Raw genomic sequence first — 18,022 nt, 5'->3', positions numbered from 1 at the left:
GCGGGGGACACGCCAGGACGACTCTCATCGGCCCGGTCGGTATAGATGGGCGAGCATCGACTGGTTGGCCTCCCAGCCGTCCGGGAACTTCACCGGCACGTTCAGGTGCACCGGCTCGGTCGACGGGTGCGCGTCGAGCAGCTCGGCGATGCCGGCCCGGGCCACCACCACGCACGCGTGCCGATGCCGGGAGGTCAGCACACAGAGCCGCCCCGACTCCAGATGGAAGGCGGTCGCGTCCCGCCGGCCGGAGAGCGGATGCAGGACGATGGTCAAGTCGTACTCCCGGCCCTGAAGTCTGTTCGCGGTGTCGACGGTGATCTCCGCGGCCTCCGGCGGGAGCAGCGACCGGATCACCGCGACCTGGTCGCGATGCGCGGCGCCGACAGCGATCCGATCCGCGGTGAGCGGGCCGGTGCCGGATTCCGAAGACGCGACACCGTCCCTGGTCAGGGCACGTGCGGCGAGTTGCGCGCAGGCGGCGGCGGCTTCCGCGTCGGTACGAACGGTGAAGCGCTCGGCCAACTCGTGCAAACCCCAGCCGGTCGCCGCCGCGGTGTCCAGCACCTCGTCGAACGGATCTCGCGCGGACTGTCCGAAAGCGAGCATGCGATCACCCGGCCCGGTCCCCGAACGGAACCCGGTGAAGGGGTAGAACGCCCGGGCCACCACCGGAGCCGCCGACGCCGGCAGCCGCCACGACACCGGGAGTCGGTGCACCGGAAGGTCCGGATTGTGCCGCAGCAGGACGGCCACTGCACTCTGCATCGGATCCCAGGAGAGACCGATCCACCGGTCCACCTCGACCGTCGAGAACGGGTCGAGCTGACCGGGATCGCCCACGAACAGGGCCCGCTCGAACCGCGGCGCGACACGCAGCAGAGCGTCCGACCTCATCTGGTAAGCCTCGTCGACGATCGCCCACGGCCAGGTGCCCTCGGTCACGGTGGCCCACTTGGCCGCCGTACCGATAGTTACGGACGGTGAACCCAGGTCGCCGACCTTGGCCGCCACCCGGCAGGCCGGATGTGCTTTGACCCGATCCGAAGGCGCGTAATCGACGGCCGACAACCGGCCCACTCCGATCTCCGGCGACCGTGTGCCCAGGCGCTCGATCAGGTCGTCCACCTGCTCGTTGGTCTGCGCGACGATCATCAGGGGATCGCCGGTCGCGGCCAGCTCACCGGCCGCGCGCACCACCAGAGTCGACTTGCCGGCTCCGGGTGGGGAATCGACCACCACTCCGCGATGCTCACCGGTGGTGAGGTCGCCGAGCACGGCGGCGATGACGGTCGCGGCCTCATCGGCCGGGCTGACGAGCGCGTGGGAACTCACCCCGGCACGGTATCGCCCACCCCCGACAGGACCGGCGCCACTCCTCGTCCGAGTAGCCTTCCCAGCAATCATGGGCGAGTCTGAATGGGTCTGGCCGGCCGCGGAACTGGCCGCACTGAGGCTGGGCCGCCGCCTCGGCGTCCGGCTGCCGGCCTCACTGCCGCACCGATGGGCGCTCGTGCACGTGGTCCCGGTCGCGGGCCGCGGTTTCGACGTCGAGCACTGGGAGTTCGAGGCCGACAGCCTGGAGGGGTACGACCACGACCCCGGCGCCGTCCGACTGCGTCACGAGACCGCCTCCGACGAGGCCGGACTCCTCGCCGTGCTGCGCGAATGGGACTTCCCGCCAGCCCGCTTCCGGCACTCGTGGGACAGCGTCGGGCCCCGCTGAATCGAGTTATCCACAGGCCTTCTCCGCGTTGTCGCCGATCTCGCTACCGTCGGTCGCGAAGTCATCACGGTGAATGGAGACGGCTCCATGTTCGACGCGCGTGGCCTCGGTGAGGCCGAGAGACTGATCGACGAGTGGCGGGGCAGCATCGAGGAACGCTCCCGGCGGGCCCTCGAGCTGTCGTCCCGCCTGGCACGGCTCACCGAGACCGTGCGAAGTCCCGACGGCCTGATCACCGTGACAGTCGGGTCCGATGGTGGCCTGACCCGGCTCGACCTGGGCGAGGGCATCCGGCGGCGCCCCGCGGCTGGCACCGCGCGGGAGATCCTGGCGACCCTGCGGGCCGCGCAGACCGCGATGGTCACAACCGTCACGGCCACGACCAGCGAGACGGTGGGCGCCGACTCGGCGACCGGGCAAGCGATCATCGAGACTTTCGCGGCCCGCCTCCGCCCGGAGGACTGCTGCCGTGACTGAGCGGTTCGAGGTCCGTCCACCCGAGTTGGTGACCCACGCGCGCACAGTCCAGACCGCTGCCGACCAGATCACCGCCGCCGGTGCGGCGGGCCGGGCGGTTCGTGCCGGGCCCGAGTCCTACGGCCGGTTGTGCACGCTGGTCCCGGCCGCCCTCGGCGCGCTGCAGGACGTGGTGATCGCGGCGATCGACTCCGCGGCGGCCGGCCTGCACACCGGTGGTGACCGGCTGCGTGCCAACTCTGACGGCTATCAGGCCGCCGACCAGCGCCGGGACGATGCTTTCCGGGCCATCCAGGGGGTCGACTTGCGGGCTGCTCAAGGCGACGCGCTCCGGGCCGTCGAGGGCGCCGCTCTCCGGGCCGCCGAGGGTGACACGTTCCGTGCCATCGGGGGTGACGCCTACCGGGCCGTTCGGGGCGACCGGTGACGGCGTCGGCCGGTTCTCTGGTCGCCGCCCCGGCCGGCAGCGGGCCGGACAGGTGGGCCGGCTTCACTCTCGCCGAAGACGTGCGGGCGATCGACGCGGCGGTGCGAAACGGTAGTTGGGTCGACGGCGCGCTGGCCGGGAGTGGCGGCGCGCTCGACGGCCTGGCAGCGGTGGCGGATCCGCTCGGCAACCTCACCCAGTTCGGGGTGGCCTGGTTGATCGAGCAGGTCGAGCCGCTTGCCGAAGCGCTCGACTGGCTGGCCGGAGACGCCGCCGCGATCTCGGCCCATGCCCAGACCTGGGCCAACGTGGCCGGCGCGCTGACCATGGAGGCGGACGGCCTGGGACGGGCGGCCCGATCCGAGGTCGCCGGGTGGAGCGGGGCGGCGGCCGAGGCGTACCGGACGTGGGCCGGCCATCGGGAGACGGAACTGCGGGCTCTCGGCACCACGGCCGGGACCGTCTCCGCGATGGCGGAAGGCGCCGGTGGCCTGGTCGGCTCGGTCCGGCTGATGATCCGGGACGCGATCGCCGCCGTGGTCGCCCGTCTGGTGGTGTACGCGGTCGAGGTCGCCGCCACCCGCGGGGCCGCGCTTCCGCTGGTGATGAGTCAGGTGACCGCCGTCTGTGCGGCCTGGGCGGCGCGGATCAGCCGATGGCTGAAAGGGCTGATCGACAGCCTGCGAAATCTCGTCACGCAGAGCGACAAGATCCAGAAGCTGATCCGTTCTCTCGGCGGCGCTCTGGGCGACGCTCGTGGCGCCGCGGGCAAGGCCCCGGACGGCGTGGGTCGTCTTGGCGCTGGCGCTGGCGGCACGGACGGCGCTGGCGGCACCGGCGATCGCGGCACCGGAGATCTTGGCTCCGGTGATCTCGGTGTGGGTCGTCTCGATGCGGGGAAGGAGCATGTTCCGCTGGGTGACGGGTTCCGGGTCGGGGTGGACGATCCCGAGAGCCTGTTCGTCGACAAGGAGCGGGCGATCGCCGACCTGCTCGCGGCCGAGGGGAAGATGGTGCACCCTCGTCGGCGAGTGGAGGACGTGACCGGTCTGACCAACCCGGACGCGATGGTTCGCAGTGGTCCGGACGATCCCGGAGTGGTCACCGAGTTCAAGACGCCGGAGAGCGCCTCCAGTTCCAGCATGCGTTCGAACATCCTGGCCGCCGGAAAACAACTCGGGCAGCACGGTGGCGGTGACGTGGTGATCGACGGGCGGCCGGCCGGCCTGACCGAGGAGGTGGCCCGGCACGGCTGGGCGCGCGCCGCGGGCCAGGCGAGAGCACACGGGTCGGCTCTGCCGGATCGGGCCCGGGTGATCCTGGCTGATGGAACAATGCTCGAGTTGCCCTAAGGATGGCGCCGGTGTCCACACAAGAGCACTTCTACTTTCAATCCCAGCACGGTCCACCGGAGTTCGCCGCCGAGATCGCACCCGCGGTCGGCATGACGGTGTTCCAGGGGGTCGACGGCGCGACCTATCTGAGCCGGCCACTCCCCGATGGCGGCCAGGTCGGCGGCGAACTGCACACCAACGACCTGATCGACGGCGACGATCCCTCCTTTCTCGACGTCTTCCCGCTGGTCCTGGACCTGGGGATCACCGTGCCCGGACGAGGGCGGCAAATGTTCGAGGCCCGGGCCCTGTTCACCGAACTGGCCGAGGTCTCGCCGGTGCCAGTCGCGCTGGTGCGCGGTTACGACTTCCTGATCGGGATCGCAGGCCTGGCCACCGGCCTGCTCTGGTTCCCCGAAGGCATCACTCCATACGCCGACCACCGAGAGGTATGGCTACCTTTCCAGCCGGCTCCACCAGGCAGTCCACCTGCCCGCGCTACGTGAGTCTGTGCCGCGCGATTTCAGGCTGCGCGAATTCGCGTCGCGGTATGTGGCCGTTTTCCCGGCGTGGCTACCGGTTGGTTTCGTCGACTGACCTGCACCGCGGGTACACGCGAGTCCGGGCTCCGCGAGTTTGGGCAGCCGGACGTAGTCGCCTATCCAGCCCTGTCCCCAGGCGGTCCGTGAGTTGGCCGGCACCGGGCGGCTGCAGCGCAGAGACCGAGACCGCGAGACCGCGACCGCGAGACCGCGACCGCGAGACCGCGACCGCGAGACCGCGACCGCGAGACCGCGACCGCGAGACCGCGAGACCGCGACCGCGGCGCTGGGCTGGCGTAGTGCCGCGCCGGGCTGACTGCGACTGATGGCGCAGGTGGGCTGACCAGGACCGTGGCGCTGGGTTGGGCGTAGCGCCGGGCGGGCTGACCGCAGGGATGGGCTGGCCCGGGGTCGGGGTGGTGTTGGTAAAGGCCACCTATGACATCGGGATTGCGGTGTTCTCTGGGTGCCGGACTTTGCCTGGACCTCGTCTTGTTGCTGCGCTGTTCGTGAGGTGGGAGCTAATTGGCGGCACGCCAAATGGCTTTTCTGGGGTGCGGGCGGAATCCATCTGCGGTGGATCCGGCGGGCGGTTCGGGGTCGGTTCGGGCGGTTGCCGGGAATCTACTGCTCGGTAGGTTTGGAATAGCGGTGATTCGAAGGAGGGCCACTTGATTGCCGCGAACGGGATTAATGGGGCGTCTGGGGAAGTGGGTTCGTCGCGCGGTGCTCACGTCGGCTGTCGGACCGTGGACATTGCATTGGATGATCGCTGATCTTGGGGATTGGGCGGCGGTTGGGGATGGGTGCTGTGACCAGCGTTGCCGGGAGAGCGTTTGCCCGCGGGTGTGGGGAGTCGGCGGTCGGTGATCGGGTGGTAGGCGTGAGTGAACTGACGGGAATCCGACAGTGGAGTGCTGTCCCCCTGGGGTCGGGGTGTTCGCGGGTGGCGTCGGGTGTGGATCGTGGCGAAAAGGGACGCGCGTACTGCAATTGATTTCACCATCCGTACGGTCGGGCGGTTGGTGGTTGTGTTGATCATTTGTTGGGTCGCGCCGCAGGTGGTGCCGTATTTGATCACGCTATGTGAAACGTTGTTTGCCTGTGCGTCACCGCTTGGAAATAAGTCTCGGGTTGAATGAGTGACGCTGGTGAATAGCGAAACGGCTGTGCAAGTTGCGCGTGAGTGCTGCTGCGCAACTTGCATGTTTTGCGATCCACCGCCCTGCCGCTCCAGCGTTGTGGCTAAGCATTGATCGACCTGCTCGATTTCATTCATGCTTGTATTTGTGATCTCGGGCATCCCCCTTCCAGTCGATCATTGGAAGTGCAACTCTTCTAGCCAGCAGTGACGTCGGCAACACGGACGGTGGTGGTGAGGAATGCGTCCAGACGTTCTCGTCGGTCCTAGCGAGTGGCTGATCGAGCAGTTCGGCGACAAGATCGCCGACGAATTGTGGACCCGAGTGCCGGAAGCGTTGAGTACGGCGATCGACCGTGAGGTCCACGCTCATCCGGCCATGACCCAGACCATGGAACGTGTGCTGGCGAACCCGCGGTGGGGTTTGCCGTACGAGGAGCTGGTCCTCTTTCTAGGTGCTCTGCCCGGTGCCGAGATCATCAGCGTGCCGCGGTCGGTCTACCAGCTCGTTCTGATCAACGGGCATGTGATCGTGCCGTGGTGCTACGGGCAGTCGGCCCGGGTCTCGATGCGGGACGCCGAGGTGGGGCGGTCCTTCGGCCGGCTCGCGCGCGAGTTGCTGCGCCGGTTCGGGCCGCCGTGGCGCCGGTCGCCGGTCGAAGCCCCGCTACCGCTCGACTCCGTCGACGAGCGTGAAGTCGCGAAGATCTGCGGCGCCATCGCTCGGATCGTCCCGAAACCGGAGGTCGTCATCGCCGGGTTCGCTGGCGCCCCCAACCTGGGTCTGCTCCGGGCCTGCCTCGGCGAGATCAAGTCCACCGACAACGGCATGCTGAGCTGGAGTCACCTCGACGACCTTCCGCTACCGCCGCCGGTGATCCCTCGCCCGCGCCGTATGCAGTTCCCCTGACAACACGGGTCATCCGGATCGGCCTCGCACCCGGCAAGAGCGACAGAGCTGGGTGCGGGGTCGCTCTGGCATGCGCCGGGCGGTGAAGGTATGACTGGCGTGGGCAGGGCCAGGTGGGTCATGTGGCAGAGCCAGGTGGTTGGGTGGGCGAGTTGGACAGCTTGAGCCTGGTTGGCCGGTCAGGTGGGGGGAACTGGTTGGTCAGGGGGGTGGGGTTGTCGGGTGGGGCATCAAGTAGGCCGTGGAGAAGGGCTCCAGGCGGGAGCGCATGTCGGCGTACGCGGTGACCAGCAGTGGGGTCAAGAAGACTCCGGATACCAAGAGGTGGACGCCGTTCCACAGGGAAGCGGCCACTGAGCCGGCGGTGCCGCCGATGATCACGTCCAGGGCTATCGCGACGGTGCTCAGGCCGATCGTCGCGGCGACCATCAAGGCGAACACGGTGGCGACGCGGGCCACTGAGGTGCCCAGGTCGGCGTGGAACAGGCTGAACGCGCGACTGATGCCGGAGCCCCGTTCCAGCGTGACCAGGATCGGCAGGGCCATCAGGGCGGCGCCGACGTAGAAGACCGGTAGTACGCACATCAGGACGGCGATGCTGGTCAGCAGGTTGGCGACCAGTGTCCAGCCGATCACCGCAGGGGCCCGGCGCAGGCCGGCGGTGGCTGCGGCCCGAAGGCTCACCGGCTGGCCGGTCGCGGCCTGGATCACCAGGTGGACGTTGACCGCGGTGACGACTGCGGCGATCAGGGCCGCCACCAGGACCGCGCCCAGCAGGAGGGCGGTGGCACTGAGGTAGGCGATCAGTTCCGCGGGGCCGGCGTGGCCGTTCGCCAGTAGGTCCTGGAATTCGCGGTTCTCCGCGGTGGCGGCGACGTCCGCGGGGACGGTCAGGGCGAGCGACGGCACAGCCGCGATCGTGTGCAGGAGAAGGGCGGGTTTCCAGACCCTCCGGGCCAGGGTGAGGCTGCGCCGCCACCAGCCCGCATAGTCGGGGCTGACCAGCGGGTCAGCCGGTGTGGCGTAGAACGAAGGTGGAATCATCGGCGGCTGGCCGGGCCAGTAGTGCCCGTTCCCGTCTCGTTCCGCCCAACCCTGGTTCACGTGCGTCCCCAATTGCCATCGATGTGCAAGATCGGCGGGCGTAACCTTAGCGGTTCCTTAAGCCCGAGTGCAGGCCCGAAACAGGCCGATACGCAACCTCGCAGGATCGAAGCCAAGCCCTAAACTCCTGGGGATGGCCGAGCAGCGTGAGTCGCCCACCACGATCCGGGATCGGGCGGTGGCCGTCGCCGACTATCTGCTCGCCGTTCGGGCGCAGATGGACCGTCCGGCACGGACCGTGCCATCCGACGCGCATTGGCTGCGTGAGCTGCCCGAACATCCCGGCTGTCAGATCGGCCCGGCCGGTTACGACGCCTCCTGGTTGCGGGTCGGCCGTCCCGAGATGCCGGCTCCGGTCCCGGTTCCGGCCGCCTTGCGCCGCCGTCTGCGCGGCGAGGTGACGGCAACCGACGAGCCGGCGGCAACCGACGAGCCGGCGGCAACCGACGGACCGGCGGCAACCGACGGACCGGCGGCGACTGGCGAGCCGGCAGCGACAAGGGCCGGTGTGACAAGGGCCGGTGTGACGGCTGGTGGGGGCGAAGCCCGAGCCGATGAGGTCGCGGGTGACGAGTTCGAAGGCTGGCGGGACCGGACCTGGCGACCGTGGTCGGAGCTGACCGCTGCCACCGAGCAGACCCGTGAGCTGCACCGCAGGCTGTTCGACCGGATGCACCAGCTGGACATGACCGCCGCCACCACCGAGCTGGTCTGGGGGCACGGCGTCCTGGAGACCACGATCGACGGGACCCGGGTTCGATATCCGCTGGTAGCCACCCCGGTCATGATCGAGTACGACGCCGATCGCGCCTTGATCTCGGTCTCCCCGGCGGGCCCGTCCCGGCTCCAGGTCGAGGCTCTCGCCGGCTTGGACGATCGGCATCTGGCCCAGCTCACCAGCCTGGGCGGTCCGGGCGGCACGGTCGAGGTGGATCTCTGGAACGACGTCGACCGCCGTGACTTCTTCGAGCGAGCCCTCATCCGGCTGGGATTCGACCGGCGTGTGATCACCGGCGCTGAGGAGAACCCGAAGGCGGGGGCGTACATCAGGGATGTCGCCGTCCTGTTCGCCCGTCCGCGACAGCGCCAACTGCGCGGCTTCCTGGAGAACCTGCGCGACCGCCTGACCGCTGGTGATCTGACGGGTGTGGGCGCCCTGGCCGCGGTGGTGGCGCACGAACCGAGCCGGCTGCTGATGCCCGACGACCGCCCGGAGTCCTGGGAGCGGGTGGGTGAGCGCCTGCTCATGCCGTTGCCGACGAACGAGGCGCAGGAGTCGATCGCCCGCCGGTTGGCTCATAACCGGAACGTAGCGGTGCAGGGCCCGCCGGGTACCGGGAAGACGCACACGATCCGCAATCTGATCTGTCATCTGATGGCGAACGGCAAGCGGGTCCTGGTGGTGGCACAGAAGGAGGAGCCGCTGCGGGTGCTGCGCGACGGCCTGCCGGAGGAGGTGCGGGCGCTGTGCCTGGCGGTGCTCGGCCGGACCACCGATCAGTTGGTGCAGCTCCAGCTGGCGGCGCGTGAGCTGTCGGATCGGGCGGCGACGCTGGACCGGGAGGCCGAGGCGCGCCGGGTGAACCGGCTGACCCGCAATCTGGAGGAGTCGGAGCGGGAACTGGCGGCGGCGATGGCGGGGTTGCGGCTGATCGCGGAGAGCGAGGCCCAGACGTACCAGATCGGGGGTATCGCTCTGCTCCCTGCCGAAGTGGGCGCGTGGCTGCGGGACCGGGCGGCGGCGCACGGCGGTATCCCGGATCCGGTGTCGGGGCCGCCGCCGCTGACCATCGAGGAGTTCGCCATGCTGCTGAAGCTGGCGACCAGGTTGCCGCCGGGGGACCGGGCGGCGGCGATGCGGCCGTTGCCGGAGATCTCGGATCTGCCGGACGGCGCCACTGCCGCGGCGGCCCGGGAGCGGATCGCCACCACGGAGGCGCGCATCTCGCTGTTGGCTGATGAGGGCGTCGACATGGCGGCGGTACGGGGTGAGAACCGCGCCGGGATGACCGAGCTGCTGGCGGAGATCCGTGAGGCGGTGGCGTGGCTGCGCCGTCGGGAGGGCACGTGGACGGACCGGCTGGGCCGGCTGCTCGACGACCCGCACTGGCGTGCGCTCTGGAACGATCAGGTGGCCGCCACCCAGACCCTGTTCACCGAGCTGGCATCGTTGTCCCGGGAGCTGACCGGACATCGGGTGGCGATCGCCGAGCAGTTGCTGGCCGAGCCGAAACTGCTGCTCTCCCGCCTGGACGAGGTGCGCCTGCGGTTCGAGTCGGGCCGGCACCTGAACCGGCTGCTGCAGCCGGGACTGTTCCGGCTGGCCGACGAGGTCCGGGTGGACGACGAGCCGTTGCGCACCGTCGCCGACGTGGACGTCGTGGTCAAGGCGGTGCGCCGTGCGCAGGCCCGCCGCCGGCTGGGCGACGCCTGGACGGAGTGGGTGCGCCGGCTGTCGGTGCCGGAGCCGCCGGGTGGCTGGGGCGATCCGGAGATCTGGGCGGGCACCCTGCTGGCCGAGGCGAACCAGTCGCTGGACTTCGACCTGAACCGCTGGCCGCCGCTGGCCCGCCGGATCGCGGTGCTGATGCCGCAGCGTGAGCTGACGGTCGACGCGGCCACCCTGAGCGGGGTGGCGGAGTCGCTGGAGGCGGCGGCCGAGGTGTTCAGCCTGGAGCGGGCGCGGGCTCTGGAGCGGGCGGTGGCCGGCCGGGTGGCGCCGTGGCCGCATCTGACGCAGGCGTGGGCGGAGCTGGACGGCTGGGACGACGCGATCGGCGAGGTGCGCCGGCTGGTGCTGTTGCAGCCGGACGTGATGCGGTTCGACGCGGCTTTCCGGCGGCTGTCGGTGGCCGCGCCGGAGTGGGCTGCGCAGCTCGGCGATGGCGAGCTTCCAGTGGTCTCCGGTCAGGCGTGTCTGGAGGCGTGGGAGTGGCGGCGGGCGCAGACCTGGTTCGACGGGGTGGTCGGCGAGGTCGATCCGGCGGTACTGGCCCGGCGGGTGGAGCGGGCCCGGGACCGGATCAGGCGACTGACCAGCGAGCTCGTGGTGGCGTCGGCGTGGCTGGAGGTGTCCCGGGCGCTTGATGACCGGCGCCGGGCGGCGCTGGCCGACTGGACCACCGCGCTCCGCAAGATCGGCAAGGGGACCGGGCGGACCGCCGCGACGTGGCAGGCGCACGCGCAGAAGGCGATGGAGCAGGCGGTCACCGCGGTGCCGGTCTGGGTCATGTCGGTGGACCGGGCGATCGAGCAGTTCGCCGGGGGTGCCCGCTTCGACGTGGTGATCGTCGACGAGGCGTCGCAGGCGGACCTGTTCGCGTTGCCGGTGCTCTCGCTCGCGGAACGGGCCGTGGTGGTCGGCGACGATCAGCAGATCGGCCCGCAGCTCGGGTTCACCGGGTCGGTGCAGGGGCTGATCAAGAGGCATCTGACCGGGGTGCCGTCGGCGGAGCATTTCGACCCCGAGTCGTCCTTGTACGACCACGCGGTGCGCCGTTCCCCGGAGCGGATCCTGCTGACCGAGCATTTCCGCAGCGTGCCGCAGATCATCGAGTTCTCGTCGCGGCACTACTACGACGGCCGGATCCGTCCGTTGCGGGCGGATCGCCCGGCTCTGCCGCCGATCCAGACGGTGTTCTGTGCGGCGGGGGAGCGGCAGCCGCTGGCCGGGTTCGGTGACGTGAACATCGAGGAGGGCACCGCGCTGGTCGAGCGGGTCACGAAGATCGTGGCGGATCCCCGGTACGACGGCCGGACCTTGGGCGTGATCAGCCTGTTGAGCAGCAGTGGGCAGGCGGCGTGGCTGCTGGAGCAGCTGCGTGAGGCGATCGGTGAGGACGAGATCCAGGCGCGGCGGCTGCGGGTCGGGGACGCATACACGTTCCAGGGCGACGAGCGGGACGTGGTGCTGGTGTCGATGGTGGTGGCGGAGCGGGATCCGCGGATCGCGGCGTTCACCAAACGCGACTATCACCGGCGGATCAATGTGGCCGCCTCCCGGGCCCGCGACCAGTTGTGGATCTTCCATTCGGTACGGCCGAACGTTCTGCTCGACGACGATGCCCGGCGCCGTCTGCTGTCGTACGCCATCGATCTGCCGTTGGAGGCCGCCTCGGCCGACCCGACCGCGCACTGTGAGAGCGATTTCGAGCGGGACGTGATGAAGTCGCTGGTCGAGCGGGGCTATCGGCCGATTCCGCAGTTCCGGATCGGTGGTTACCGGATCGATTTCGTGCTGAATGCCCCGGACGGGCGCCGGCTGGCGATCGAGTGCGACACCGATTCCTATCAGGGGCCGGACCAGTGGGAGTCGGACATGCGGCGGCAGTCGGTGCTGGAGCGGGTCGGCAACTGCGTTTTCGTCCGGATCCGGGGCAGTCTGTTCGCCCGGGCACCGGAGGTGGCGCTGCGGCCGGTCTGGCAGCGGCTCGATGAGCTGGAGATCACTGCGGTCTGACGCTCACTCATTGTCAATCAGTGAATGCGCTGAGTGTATGCCGATGGCCGAATTTGAGAGCAGGAATGCGGAAGGTTCCACGACAAATACACGTAGTGACAGTCCGTCATGGATTAGGTGAAGGTATTTCGGCGTAAATGTAGGGGAACGAGGTCGTCCATTCGGTTGTTTCGCTACTCTGGATGGGCGATAATTCCCAGCTCCTGGCCTTGCCGGCGGATACGTCAAAACTTTGACGGCCACGTCCACTGTTACTGCGGCCCGGTGACGGGTCGTAATAGGTGAGGGGTCTTTGGTGGCAGGGGGAGCGACCATAAACAAGGGGGGAGGTGGTGGGCCATGACGGTGCCCGAAGAACGGGAGCGCTGGACTCCCGCGCCGCCGCATTCCCTTCCCGAGCCCCGGCAGCCGGTCGACGACCGGGCGGCCTGGTTCACCTACACCGCGGCCGGTGACCACATCGTCTGGTCCGCGGCCCTCTCCACGATGATCGGCCGTAACCCGGAGGAGAAGGGCAAGACTCGCCAGATCCTGTCCCGGCACGTGCACCGTGACGACCACGCCCGGGCACTCGGGGCCATCACCGAGGCCTGGACCGCCCAGCGGACCGTGCACACCACGATCCGGCTGATGCGCGCCGACGGCGGCTGGTTCGACGCCGACTGCTCGCTGGAACCGATGGCCGGTGCGGTCGGCGCGGTTCTCGGCATCCGCGGCACGGTCCGGGACGTCTCGGTCCGCGAGCGCGCCCGTCGCGAGTCGGTCCGGCTCACCCGGCGCGGTGAGACCGTGCAGGCGTCGCTGATCGAGCCGGATCCGGCGACCGGTCTGCTGACCCGGGCACGGTTCGCCGACGAGATCGACCGGGCGTTGCGCGGCGCGGGCGGCGCGCTTCTGGTGGTCCGGGTCCAGGCCGGCGAGGACACCGCGGGCGTACGGCCGGACCGTAACGCCGACCTCCTGCACCTGTCGGCCCGTCTGGTCGAGGAGAACGTCCGCCCCGAGCATCTGCTCGGCCGGGTCGGCCCGAACGAGATCGCGGTCCTGTTCGCGAACGTCAGCTGGCGCACGGCCCGGGAGCAGGCCCGGTCTCTGATCGCGGCTCTCGGTGCGGTGGCCGGCACCTGGTCCGGTCTGGTCCGCTTCGAGCGGGACGCCGAGGCCGGCAGCCACGGCCTGCTGATCGACGCCGAGCAGGCCTGGCGGCAGTCGCGGGAGGCGGGCCGCCCGATGACCCTGGTCGCGCATCCGGTCCAGGTCCGGGACCGGCAGGGGTCGTACCGCAGCCGGGTCGCCGACGCCCTCGGTACCGAGGGGTTCACCCTCTACTCGCAGCCGATCCTGGAGTTGCAGACCAACCGGGTGACCCGGCACGAACTGCTGCTCCGGGTGATCGACGAGACCGACGGCCCGCAGTCGCCGATCCAGTTGCTGGACACCGCCGAGCGTCTCGACGCGGTCTTCGACATCGACCTGTGGGTGGTGGACCGGGCGATGCGGCTCGCCGCCGAGCAGCCCGGCCTGAGCCTGCAGGTGAACCTCTCCGGCCGGTCGGTGGGGGACCCGCGGCTCACCGCCGAGGTGGAGAAGCTTCTCGAACGATACGAGGTGGATCCGGCACAGCTCACCTTCGAGATCACCGAGACCGCGCTGATCGGCAACCTGAGTGAGGCCCGCCGGTTCGCCGACCGGGTCCGGGACCTCGGCTGCGGTCTGGCGCTCGACGACTTCGGCTCCGGGTACGCCTCGTTCCGCTATCTGCGCCTGTTCCCGATCGACCTCGTCAAGATCGACGGGGAGTACGTCGTGGACCTCGTCGACAACCCGCAGGACCAGGTGCTGGTGCGCGCGCTGGTGCAGGTCTGCCAGGCGTACGGGATCCACACGGTCGCCGAGTTCGTGCAGGACGAGGCCACTCTGCGGATGTTGCGTGAGCTGGGCGTCGACTACGTCCAGGGCTACCTCATCGGCCGTCCGGAGCCGGTTGTCCCAGGTCGGTTGCGGTGGTCCTGAGACGGGTAACGTGCAGTCATGGAGCACTTCACGATTGCCACCGTCGCTGAGCAGAGCACCGATTTCCGTCAGGTGCTCTGGACCGGAAAGCACACCCAACTCGTGATCATGACCGTCCCGCCCGGTGGCGAGATCGGTGAAGAGGTGCACGAGGTGGACCAGATCCTGACCTTCGTGAGCGGTGTCGGCAAGGCTGTCATCTCCGGCGAGACCCGCAAGGTCGCGCAGGGCGATCTGGTGGTCGTGCCGGCCGGCCGGAAACACAACTTCCTGAACGAGGGCCCGAACCCGTTGGTCCTCTACACGGTTTACGGCCCGCCGGAGCACGCCGACGGCGCGGTGCACAAGACCAAGGAAGAAGCGGACGCTCTCGAAGAGGCCGGCAAGGACGAGCCGCCTGCGAATTGATAATCACTTAGGCACACGACGCCGGAACCGGCCGAGGCCCCCAGCCAGCCGGTTCCGGCGCCGTGTCAGGGGTTAAAGTCCCCGGACAGCGTACCCGCCTAGGTTCACGTAAGTCGATCGATTCGAACACCTATCCGGAACCTCGGCGTGGATCACGGCCGACCGGACATCACCGTATCCGCTGATCGCCACTAACCTGCCACCATGGACGAGCCCAGCCGGTTGACCGACGAGCCCCGCTGGTTGACCGAGGAACAGCAGAACGCCTGGCGGCAGATCGTCGAACTGCTCGTCCGGGTCCCGGCCGCGATCGAGACGCAGCTCCAGCGCGACTCCGGGCTGACCCACATGGGCTACCTGGTCCTGATGACTCTCTCCGAACGCCCGGACCGCCGCCTGCCGATGAGCAGGCTCGCCCGGCATGCCAGCGCGTCGCTCTCCCGGCTCTCCCATGTGGTGGCCCGGCTGGAGCAGAAGGGCTGGGTGCGGCGGGAACGAGACGCCGCCGACGGCCGGGTCCAGATCGCCGTGCTCACCGACGAGGGGTGGGCGAAGGTGGTCGAGACGGCACCGGGGCATGCCGAGGCGATCCAGCGGTTGATCTTCGACCGGCTGACCGCCGCCCAGGCCAGGCAGCTCGCGAAGGTGGCCGAAGCGCTGCTGGAGAGCCTGGTGGAGGGGCGTTCCGGCCCGTCGTCATCGCGAGGGTGAGAGGGTTGTCCCTCTCGGCCCGGTAGAACGTGAAAGGTGCGTGGAAGAGATGAGCCAGCTGGTACGGGGCGTGATCGCCCGAGGTAAGGGCAAGCCGGTCGAGGTCGCCACCATCGTGGTGCCCGATCCGGGACCCGGTGAAGCAGTGGTCAAAGTCCAGGCGTGCGGGGTGTGTCACACCGACCTGCACTACCGCGAGGGCGGGATCAACGACGACTTCCCGTTCCTGCTCGGCCACGAGGCGGCCGGTGTCGTCGAGTCGATCGGCGAGGGTGTCACCGACGTCGCGGTCGGCGACTTCGTGGTGCTGAACTGGCGTGCCGTCTGCGGTAACTGCCGGGCTTGCAACAAGGGCAAGCCGTGGTACTGCTTCAACACCCACAACGCCACCCAGAAGATGACTCTGGAGGACGGCACCGAGCTGTCCCCGGCGCTGGGTGTCGGCGCGTTCGTGGAGAAGACGCTGGTGCACGCCGGCCAGTGCACGAAGGTCGACCCGGAGGCCCGCGCGGCCGCGGTGGGTCTGCTCGGCTGTGGCGTGATGGCCGGCATCGGCGCGGCGATCAACACCGGTGGGGTGGGCCGGGGCGACTCGGTCGCGGTCATCGGTTGCGGCGGCGTCGGTGACGGCGCGGTGGCCGGGGCGGCTCTGGCCGGGGCCACCACGATCATCGCGATCGACACCGACGACCGGAAACTCGAATGGGCCCGCGGGTTCGGGGCCACCCACACCATCAACGCGCGTGAGCACGACGTGGTGGAGCGGGTCCGGGAGCTGACCGGTGGTTTCGGCGCCGACGTGGTGGTCGAGGCGGTCGGCCGTCCGGAGACGTACAAGCAGGCGTTCTACGCCCGTGACCTGGCCGGGACCGTGGTCCTGGTCGGGGTGCCGACCCCGGACATGACGATCGAGCTGCCGCTGCTCGACGTCTTCGGCCGCGGTGGCGCGCTGAAGTCCAGCTGGTACGGCGACTGCCTGCCGAGCCGGGACTTCCCGATGTTGACCGAGCTCTACAAGCAGGGCCGGCTCGATCTGGACGCGTTCGTCACCGAGGAGATCGCGCTGGACGAGGTCGAGCAGGCGTTCAACAAGATGCACACCGGGGACGTACTCCGCTCGGTGGTGATCTTCTAGGTCTTCTGGGTCTCCTTCTGGAAGACGCGTGCGTAGGCCGGGGCGGGCGAGTCGGCCAGCAGGTCCAGGCTCAGGGCGGCGGTCCAGCTGAACGCCGGTGAGCCGAGCCCGCTGCCATCGTGCGGATGGAAGTACTCGTAGTGGCCGTTGCTGTGCACCAGGCACAGCAACGCCCGCCGCAACTCGTCCGCCTCGGCCCGCCGCCCGTGCACCAGCAGTCCCCGGCGCAGCAGCCAGTTCACGTTGATCCAGATCGGGCCGCGCCAGTAACGGCGCTCGTCGAAGGCCGGTCCGGTCCGGTCGTAACCGGGCGCCGGCAGCCCGAACCGGGACGACGTCGCCGCCGCCACGAGCGCGTCGACGAACGGGCGGTCCAGGTCGGGCAGCGCCAGCGGCAGCAGACCACTCACGCTGTGTGCGGGGCTGAGCCGGCCGGATCGTACGTCCCGGGCATGAAAGAAACCGGTCCGCGGATCCCAGAGCCGATGGGTGATCGCGGCGGTGATGCCCTGGGCCCGCTCCCGGTGCCGATGGGCGGCCGGGTCGCCGAGCACCCCGGCGATCTGGGCGAGAGCCAGCTCAGCGGTGGCCAGGATGGTGTTGAAACCGGGGCACTCCACCACGAAGCCATGCCGCAGGGCGAGGTCGTTGTCCGAGTAGCCGCCGTCCCGATAACTCTCGACCAGGCCCAGATATCGCGCGTGGTCGCTGTCGGTGGGCCGGTGCGTGGCGTCCGACACATCAAGATCCCGGCGATGGTACGTGTCCAGAAGGCGCATGTCGGCCGGCACGGCAGCCAGCGCGTCGTCCCAGGACGGGCTGTTGTCCAGACCTGACTCCCAGGGATGCACGATCGAAGCCAGTCCACTGCCGCCCGCGTCCCGGCGGTCGCCGAGGAACTCCTGCTGCGCCACCAGTCTCGGGTAGAGCCAGCCCAACTCGGTGCGGGCCTGCTGGGCGGCGTCGGCGCCGTGCGCGGCCGCGTGCCGGTAGACCTCCCAGGCGGCGAGCGCGTGCATCGGCGGCTGCACCAGACCGGTGCTGCCCCGGGCCGCCCGGCCGGAGTAGGCGGGCACCCGCCAGAACCGCGGCCCCGGGAAGTAGGCGTCCTCCGGGATGTCCGGGTCGAAGACGATGTGCGGCACCCGGCCGTCCGGCCACTGCGCCTCGAACAGACTCCGCAGGCCCCGCCAGGCCCGCGCCGGGTTCACGTAGGCCAGCCCGATCGCGGCGAACGCGGTGTCCCAGCTCCACTGGTGCGGGTACAGCGTCCGGGACGGCACCGTGTAGCGGCCGGTCCAGTTCTGGTCGAGCACACCGGCGGCGGATCGCCAGAGCTCGGCGCTCAGCTCCTGGAACTGGTCGGGAGGCATTTCCACTGGCTCACCCATCGGTTCTGACCATCGGTCTTACCTATCGGTTCTCCCATCGGCGGCCGGGGGCCGGGCCGGAGGACAACGAACGAATTCTCGCGGTGCTCATTCTCACGCCGCGGACCGGGGGTGTCCGGTTTCCCGGTGGCCCGAAAGTGTCATACCCCGGTGGTTCGATGTCCACATGCGCCGCTCGATGAAGTCCCTGCACCGCATCTCTCTGCGCCGCCGTCGCGCGGTGGCTCTGGCTCGTGCCGGCCGG

At 69.6% G+C, this 18,022-nt stretch carries 14 protein-coding genes; 11 read left to right on the top strand and 3 right to left on the bottom strand.

Annotated elements, in window-relative coordinates; genetic code table 11:
- Positions 1-24: 24 nt before the first annotated feature.
- Complete coding sequence (locus BLU81_RS28535; protein WP_231953558.1) at positions 25-1,335, bottom strand: AAA family ATPase; 1,311 nt, start codon at positions 1,333-1,335, stop codon at positions 25-27.
- A gap of 70 nt (positions 1,336-1,405) precedes the next feature.
- Here BLU81_RS28535 and BLU81_RS28530 point away from each other — a divergent pair, with 70 nt between their 5' ends.
- The 6 genes from BLU81_RS28530 to BLU81_RS28510 all read left to right on the top strand — a co-directional run bounded on the left by BLU81_RS28530 (position 1,406) and on the right by BLU81_RS28510 (position 6,557).
- Complete coding sequence (locus BLU81_RS28530; protein WP_092547977.1) at positions 1,406-1,726, top strand: hypothetical protein; 321 nt, start codon at positions 1,406-1,408, stop codon at positions 1,724-1,726.
- 87 nt (positions 1,727-1,813) lie between these two features.
- On the top strand, positions 1,814-2,203 hold the full coding sequence (locus BLU81_RS48660; RefSeq protein WP_157751821.1) for a YbaB/EbfC family nucleoid-associated protein: 390 nt from the start codon (positions 1,814-1,816) through the stop codon (positions 2,201-2,203).
- Positions 2,196-2,630, top strand: a complete 435-nt coding sequence (locus BLU81_RS28525; protein WP_157751820.1) for a type VII secretion target — start codon at positions 2,196-2,198, stop codon at positions 2,628-2,630. Before BLU81_RS48660 ends, BLU81_RS28525 begins: the two co-directional genes overlap by 8 nt.
- Positions 2,627-3,982, top strand: a complete 1,356-nt coding sequence (locus tag BLU81_RS28520) for a WXG100 family type VII secretion target (RefSeq protein WP_092547970.1) — start codon at positions 2,627-2,629, stop codon at positions 3,980-3,982. Before BLU81_RS28525 ends, BLU81_RS28520 begins: the two co-directional genes overlap by 4 nt.
- Positions 3,983-3,993: 11 nt before the next feature.
- Positions 3,994-4,470, top strand: coding sequence for a hypothetical protein (locus BLU81_RS28515; protein ID WP_157751819.1), 477 nt, complete (start codon positions 3,994-3,996; stop codon positions 4,468-4,470).
- Positions 4,471-5,888: 1,418 nt separating this feature from the next.
- Positions 5,889-6,557, top strand: coding sequence for a hypothetical protein (locus tag BLU81_RS28510; RefSeq protein ID WP_092547964.1), 669 nt, complete (start codon positions 5,889-5,891; stop codon positions 6,555-6,557).
- A 201-nt stretch (positions 6,558-6,758) separates the two neighbouring features.
- Here BLU81_RS28510 and BLU81_RS28505 read toward each other — a convergent pair whose 3' ends face one another.
- Positions 6,759-7,601 carry a hypothetical protein gene (locus tag BLU81_RS28505; RefSeq protein ID WP_157751818.1) on the bottom strand — a complete coding sequence of 281 codons (843 nt, stop codon included), beginning with the start codon at positions 7,599-7,601 and terminating at the stop codon, positions 6,759-6,761.
- Between the two features lie 193 nt (positions 7,602-7,794).
- Here BLU81_RS28505 and BLU81_RS28500 point away from each other — a divergent pair, with 193 nt between their 5' ends.
- The 5 genes from BLU81_RS28500 (at position 7,795) to BLU81_RS28480 (ending at position 16,387) form a co-directional block, all read left to right on the top strand.
- Positions 7,795-12,120, top strand: a complete 4,326-nt coding sequence (locus BLU81_RS28500) for an AAA domain-containing protein (protein ID WP_092547959.1) — start codon at positions 7,795-7,797, stop codon at positions 12,118-12,120.
- 339 nt (positions 12,121-12,459) lie between these two features.
- Positions 12,460-14,133 (top strand): EAL domain-containing protein, encoded by a 1,674-nt coding sequence (locus BLU81_RS28495; RefSeq protein ID WP_092547956.1) that lies wholly within the window; start codon positions 12,460-12,462, stop codon positions 14,131-14,133.
- An 18-nt stretch (positions 14,134-14,151) separates the two neighbouring features.
- Positions 14,152-14,541 (top strand): cupin domain-containing protein, encoded by a 390-nt coding sequence (locus BLU81_RS28490; protein WP_092547953.1) that lies wholly within the window; start codon positions 14,152-14,154, stop codon positions 14,539-14,541.
- A gap of 204 nt (positions 14,542-14,745) precedes the next feature.
- Positions 14,746-15,252: a MarR family winged helix-turn-helix transcriptional regulator gene (locus BLU81_RS28485; RefSeq protein ID WP_092547950.1), complete on the top strand. Its 507-nt coding sequence runs from the start codon at positions 14,746-14,748 to the stop codon at positions 15,250-15,252.
- Between the two features lie 49 nt (positions 15,253-15,301).
- The gene (locus tag BLU81_RS28480) at positions 15,302-16,387 is read left to right on the top strand and encodes an S-(hydroxymethyl)mycothiol dehydrogenase (protein WP_092547947.1); all 1,086 of its coding nucleotides are present in this window, start codon (positions 15,302-15,304) and stop codon (positions 16,385-16,387) included.
- Here BLU81_RS28480 and BLU81_RS28475 read toward each other — a convergent pair.
- Complete coding sequence (locus tag BLU81_RS28475; RefSeq protein WP_231953557.1) at positions 16,384-17,778, bottom strand: MGH1-like glycoside hydrolase domain-containing protein; 1,395 nt, start codon at positions 17,776-17,778, stop codon at positions 16,384-16,386. The two genes, BLU81_RS28480 and BLU81_RS28475, sit on opposite strands and share 4 nt — an antisense overlap.
- Between the last annotated feature and the right edge of the window lie 244 nt (positions 17,779-18,022).

Source organism: Actinoplanes derwentensis, from assembly GCF_900104725.1.
GTDB classification, from domain to species: Bacteria; Actinomycetota; Actinomycetes; order Mycobacteriales; family Micromonosporaceae; genus Actinoplanes; species Actinoplanes derwentensis.
This window is presented reverse-complemented; position numbering and strand designations above follow the sequence as displayed.

Excerpts from the sequence above, each read along its gene's own strand:
- BLU81_RS28475 (WP_231953557.1), bottom strand. The coding sequence starts at position 17,778 with ATGGGTGAGCCAGTGGAAATGCCTCCCGACCAGTTCCAGGAGCTGAGC.
- BLU81_RS28490 (WP_092547953.1), top strand. The coding sequence starts at position 14,152 with ATGGAGCACTTCACGATTGCCACCGTCGCTGAGCAGAGCACCGATTTC.
- BLU81_RS28505 (WP_157751818.1), bottom strand. The coding sequence starts at position 7,601 with ATGATTCCACCTTCGTTCTACGCCACACCGGCTGACCCGCTGGTCAGC.
- BLU81_RS28500 (WP_092547959.1), top strand. The coding sequence starts at position 7,795 with ATGGCCGAGCAGCGTGAGTCGCCCACCACGATCCGGGATCGGGCGGTG.
- BLU81_RS28510 (WP_092547964.1), top strand. The coding sequence starts at position 5,889 with ATGCGTCCAGACGTTCTCGTCGGTCCTAGCGAGTGGCTGATCGAGCAG.
- BLU81_RS28480 (WP_092547947.1), top strand. The coding sequence starts at position 15,302 with ATGAGCCAGCTGGTACGGGGCGTGATCGCCCGAGGTAAGGGCAAGCCG.
- BLU81_RS28530 (WP_092547977.1), top strand. The coding sequence starts at position 1,406 with ATGGGCGAGTCTGAATGGGTCTGGCCGGCCGCGGAACTGGCCGCACTG.
- BLU81_RS28485 (WP_092547950.1), top strand. The coding sequence starts at position 14,746 with ATGGACGAGCCCAGCCGGTTGACCGACGAGCCCCGCTGGTTGACCGAG.
- BLU81_RS28495 (WP_092547956.1), top strand. The coding sequence starts at position 12,460 with ATGACGGTGCCCGAAGAACGGGAGCGCTGGACTCCCGCGCCGCCGCAT.
- BLU81_RS48660 (WP_157751821.1), top strand. The coding sequence starts at position 1,814 with ATGTTCGACGCGCGTGGCCTCGGTGAGGCCGAGAGACTGATCGACGAG.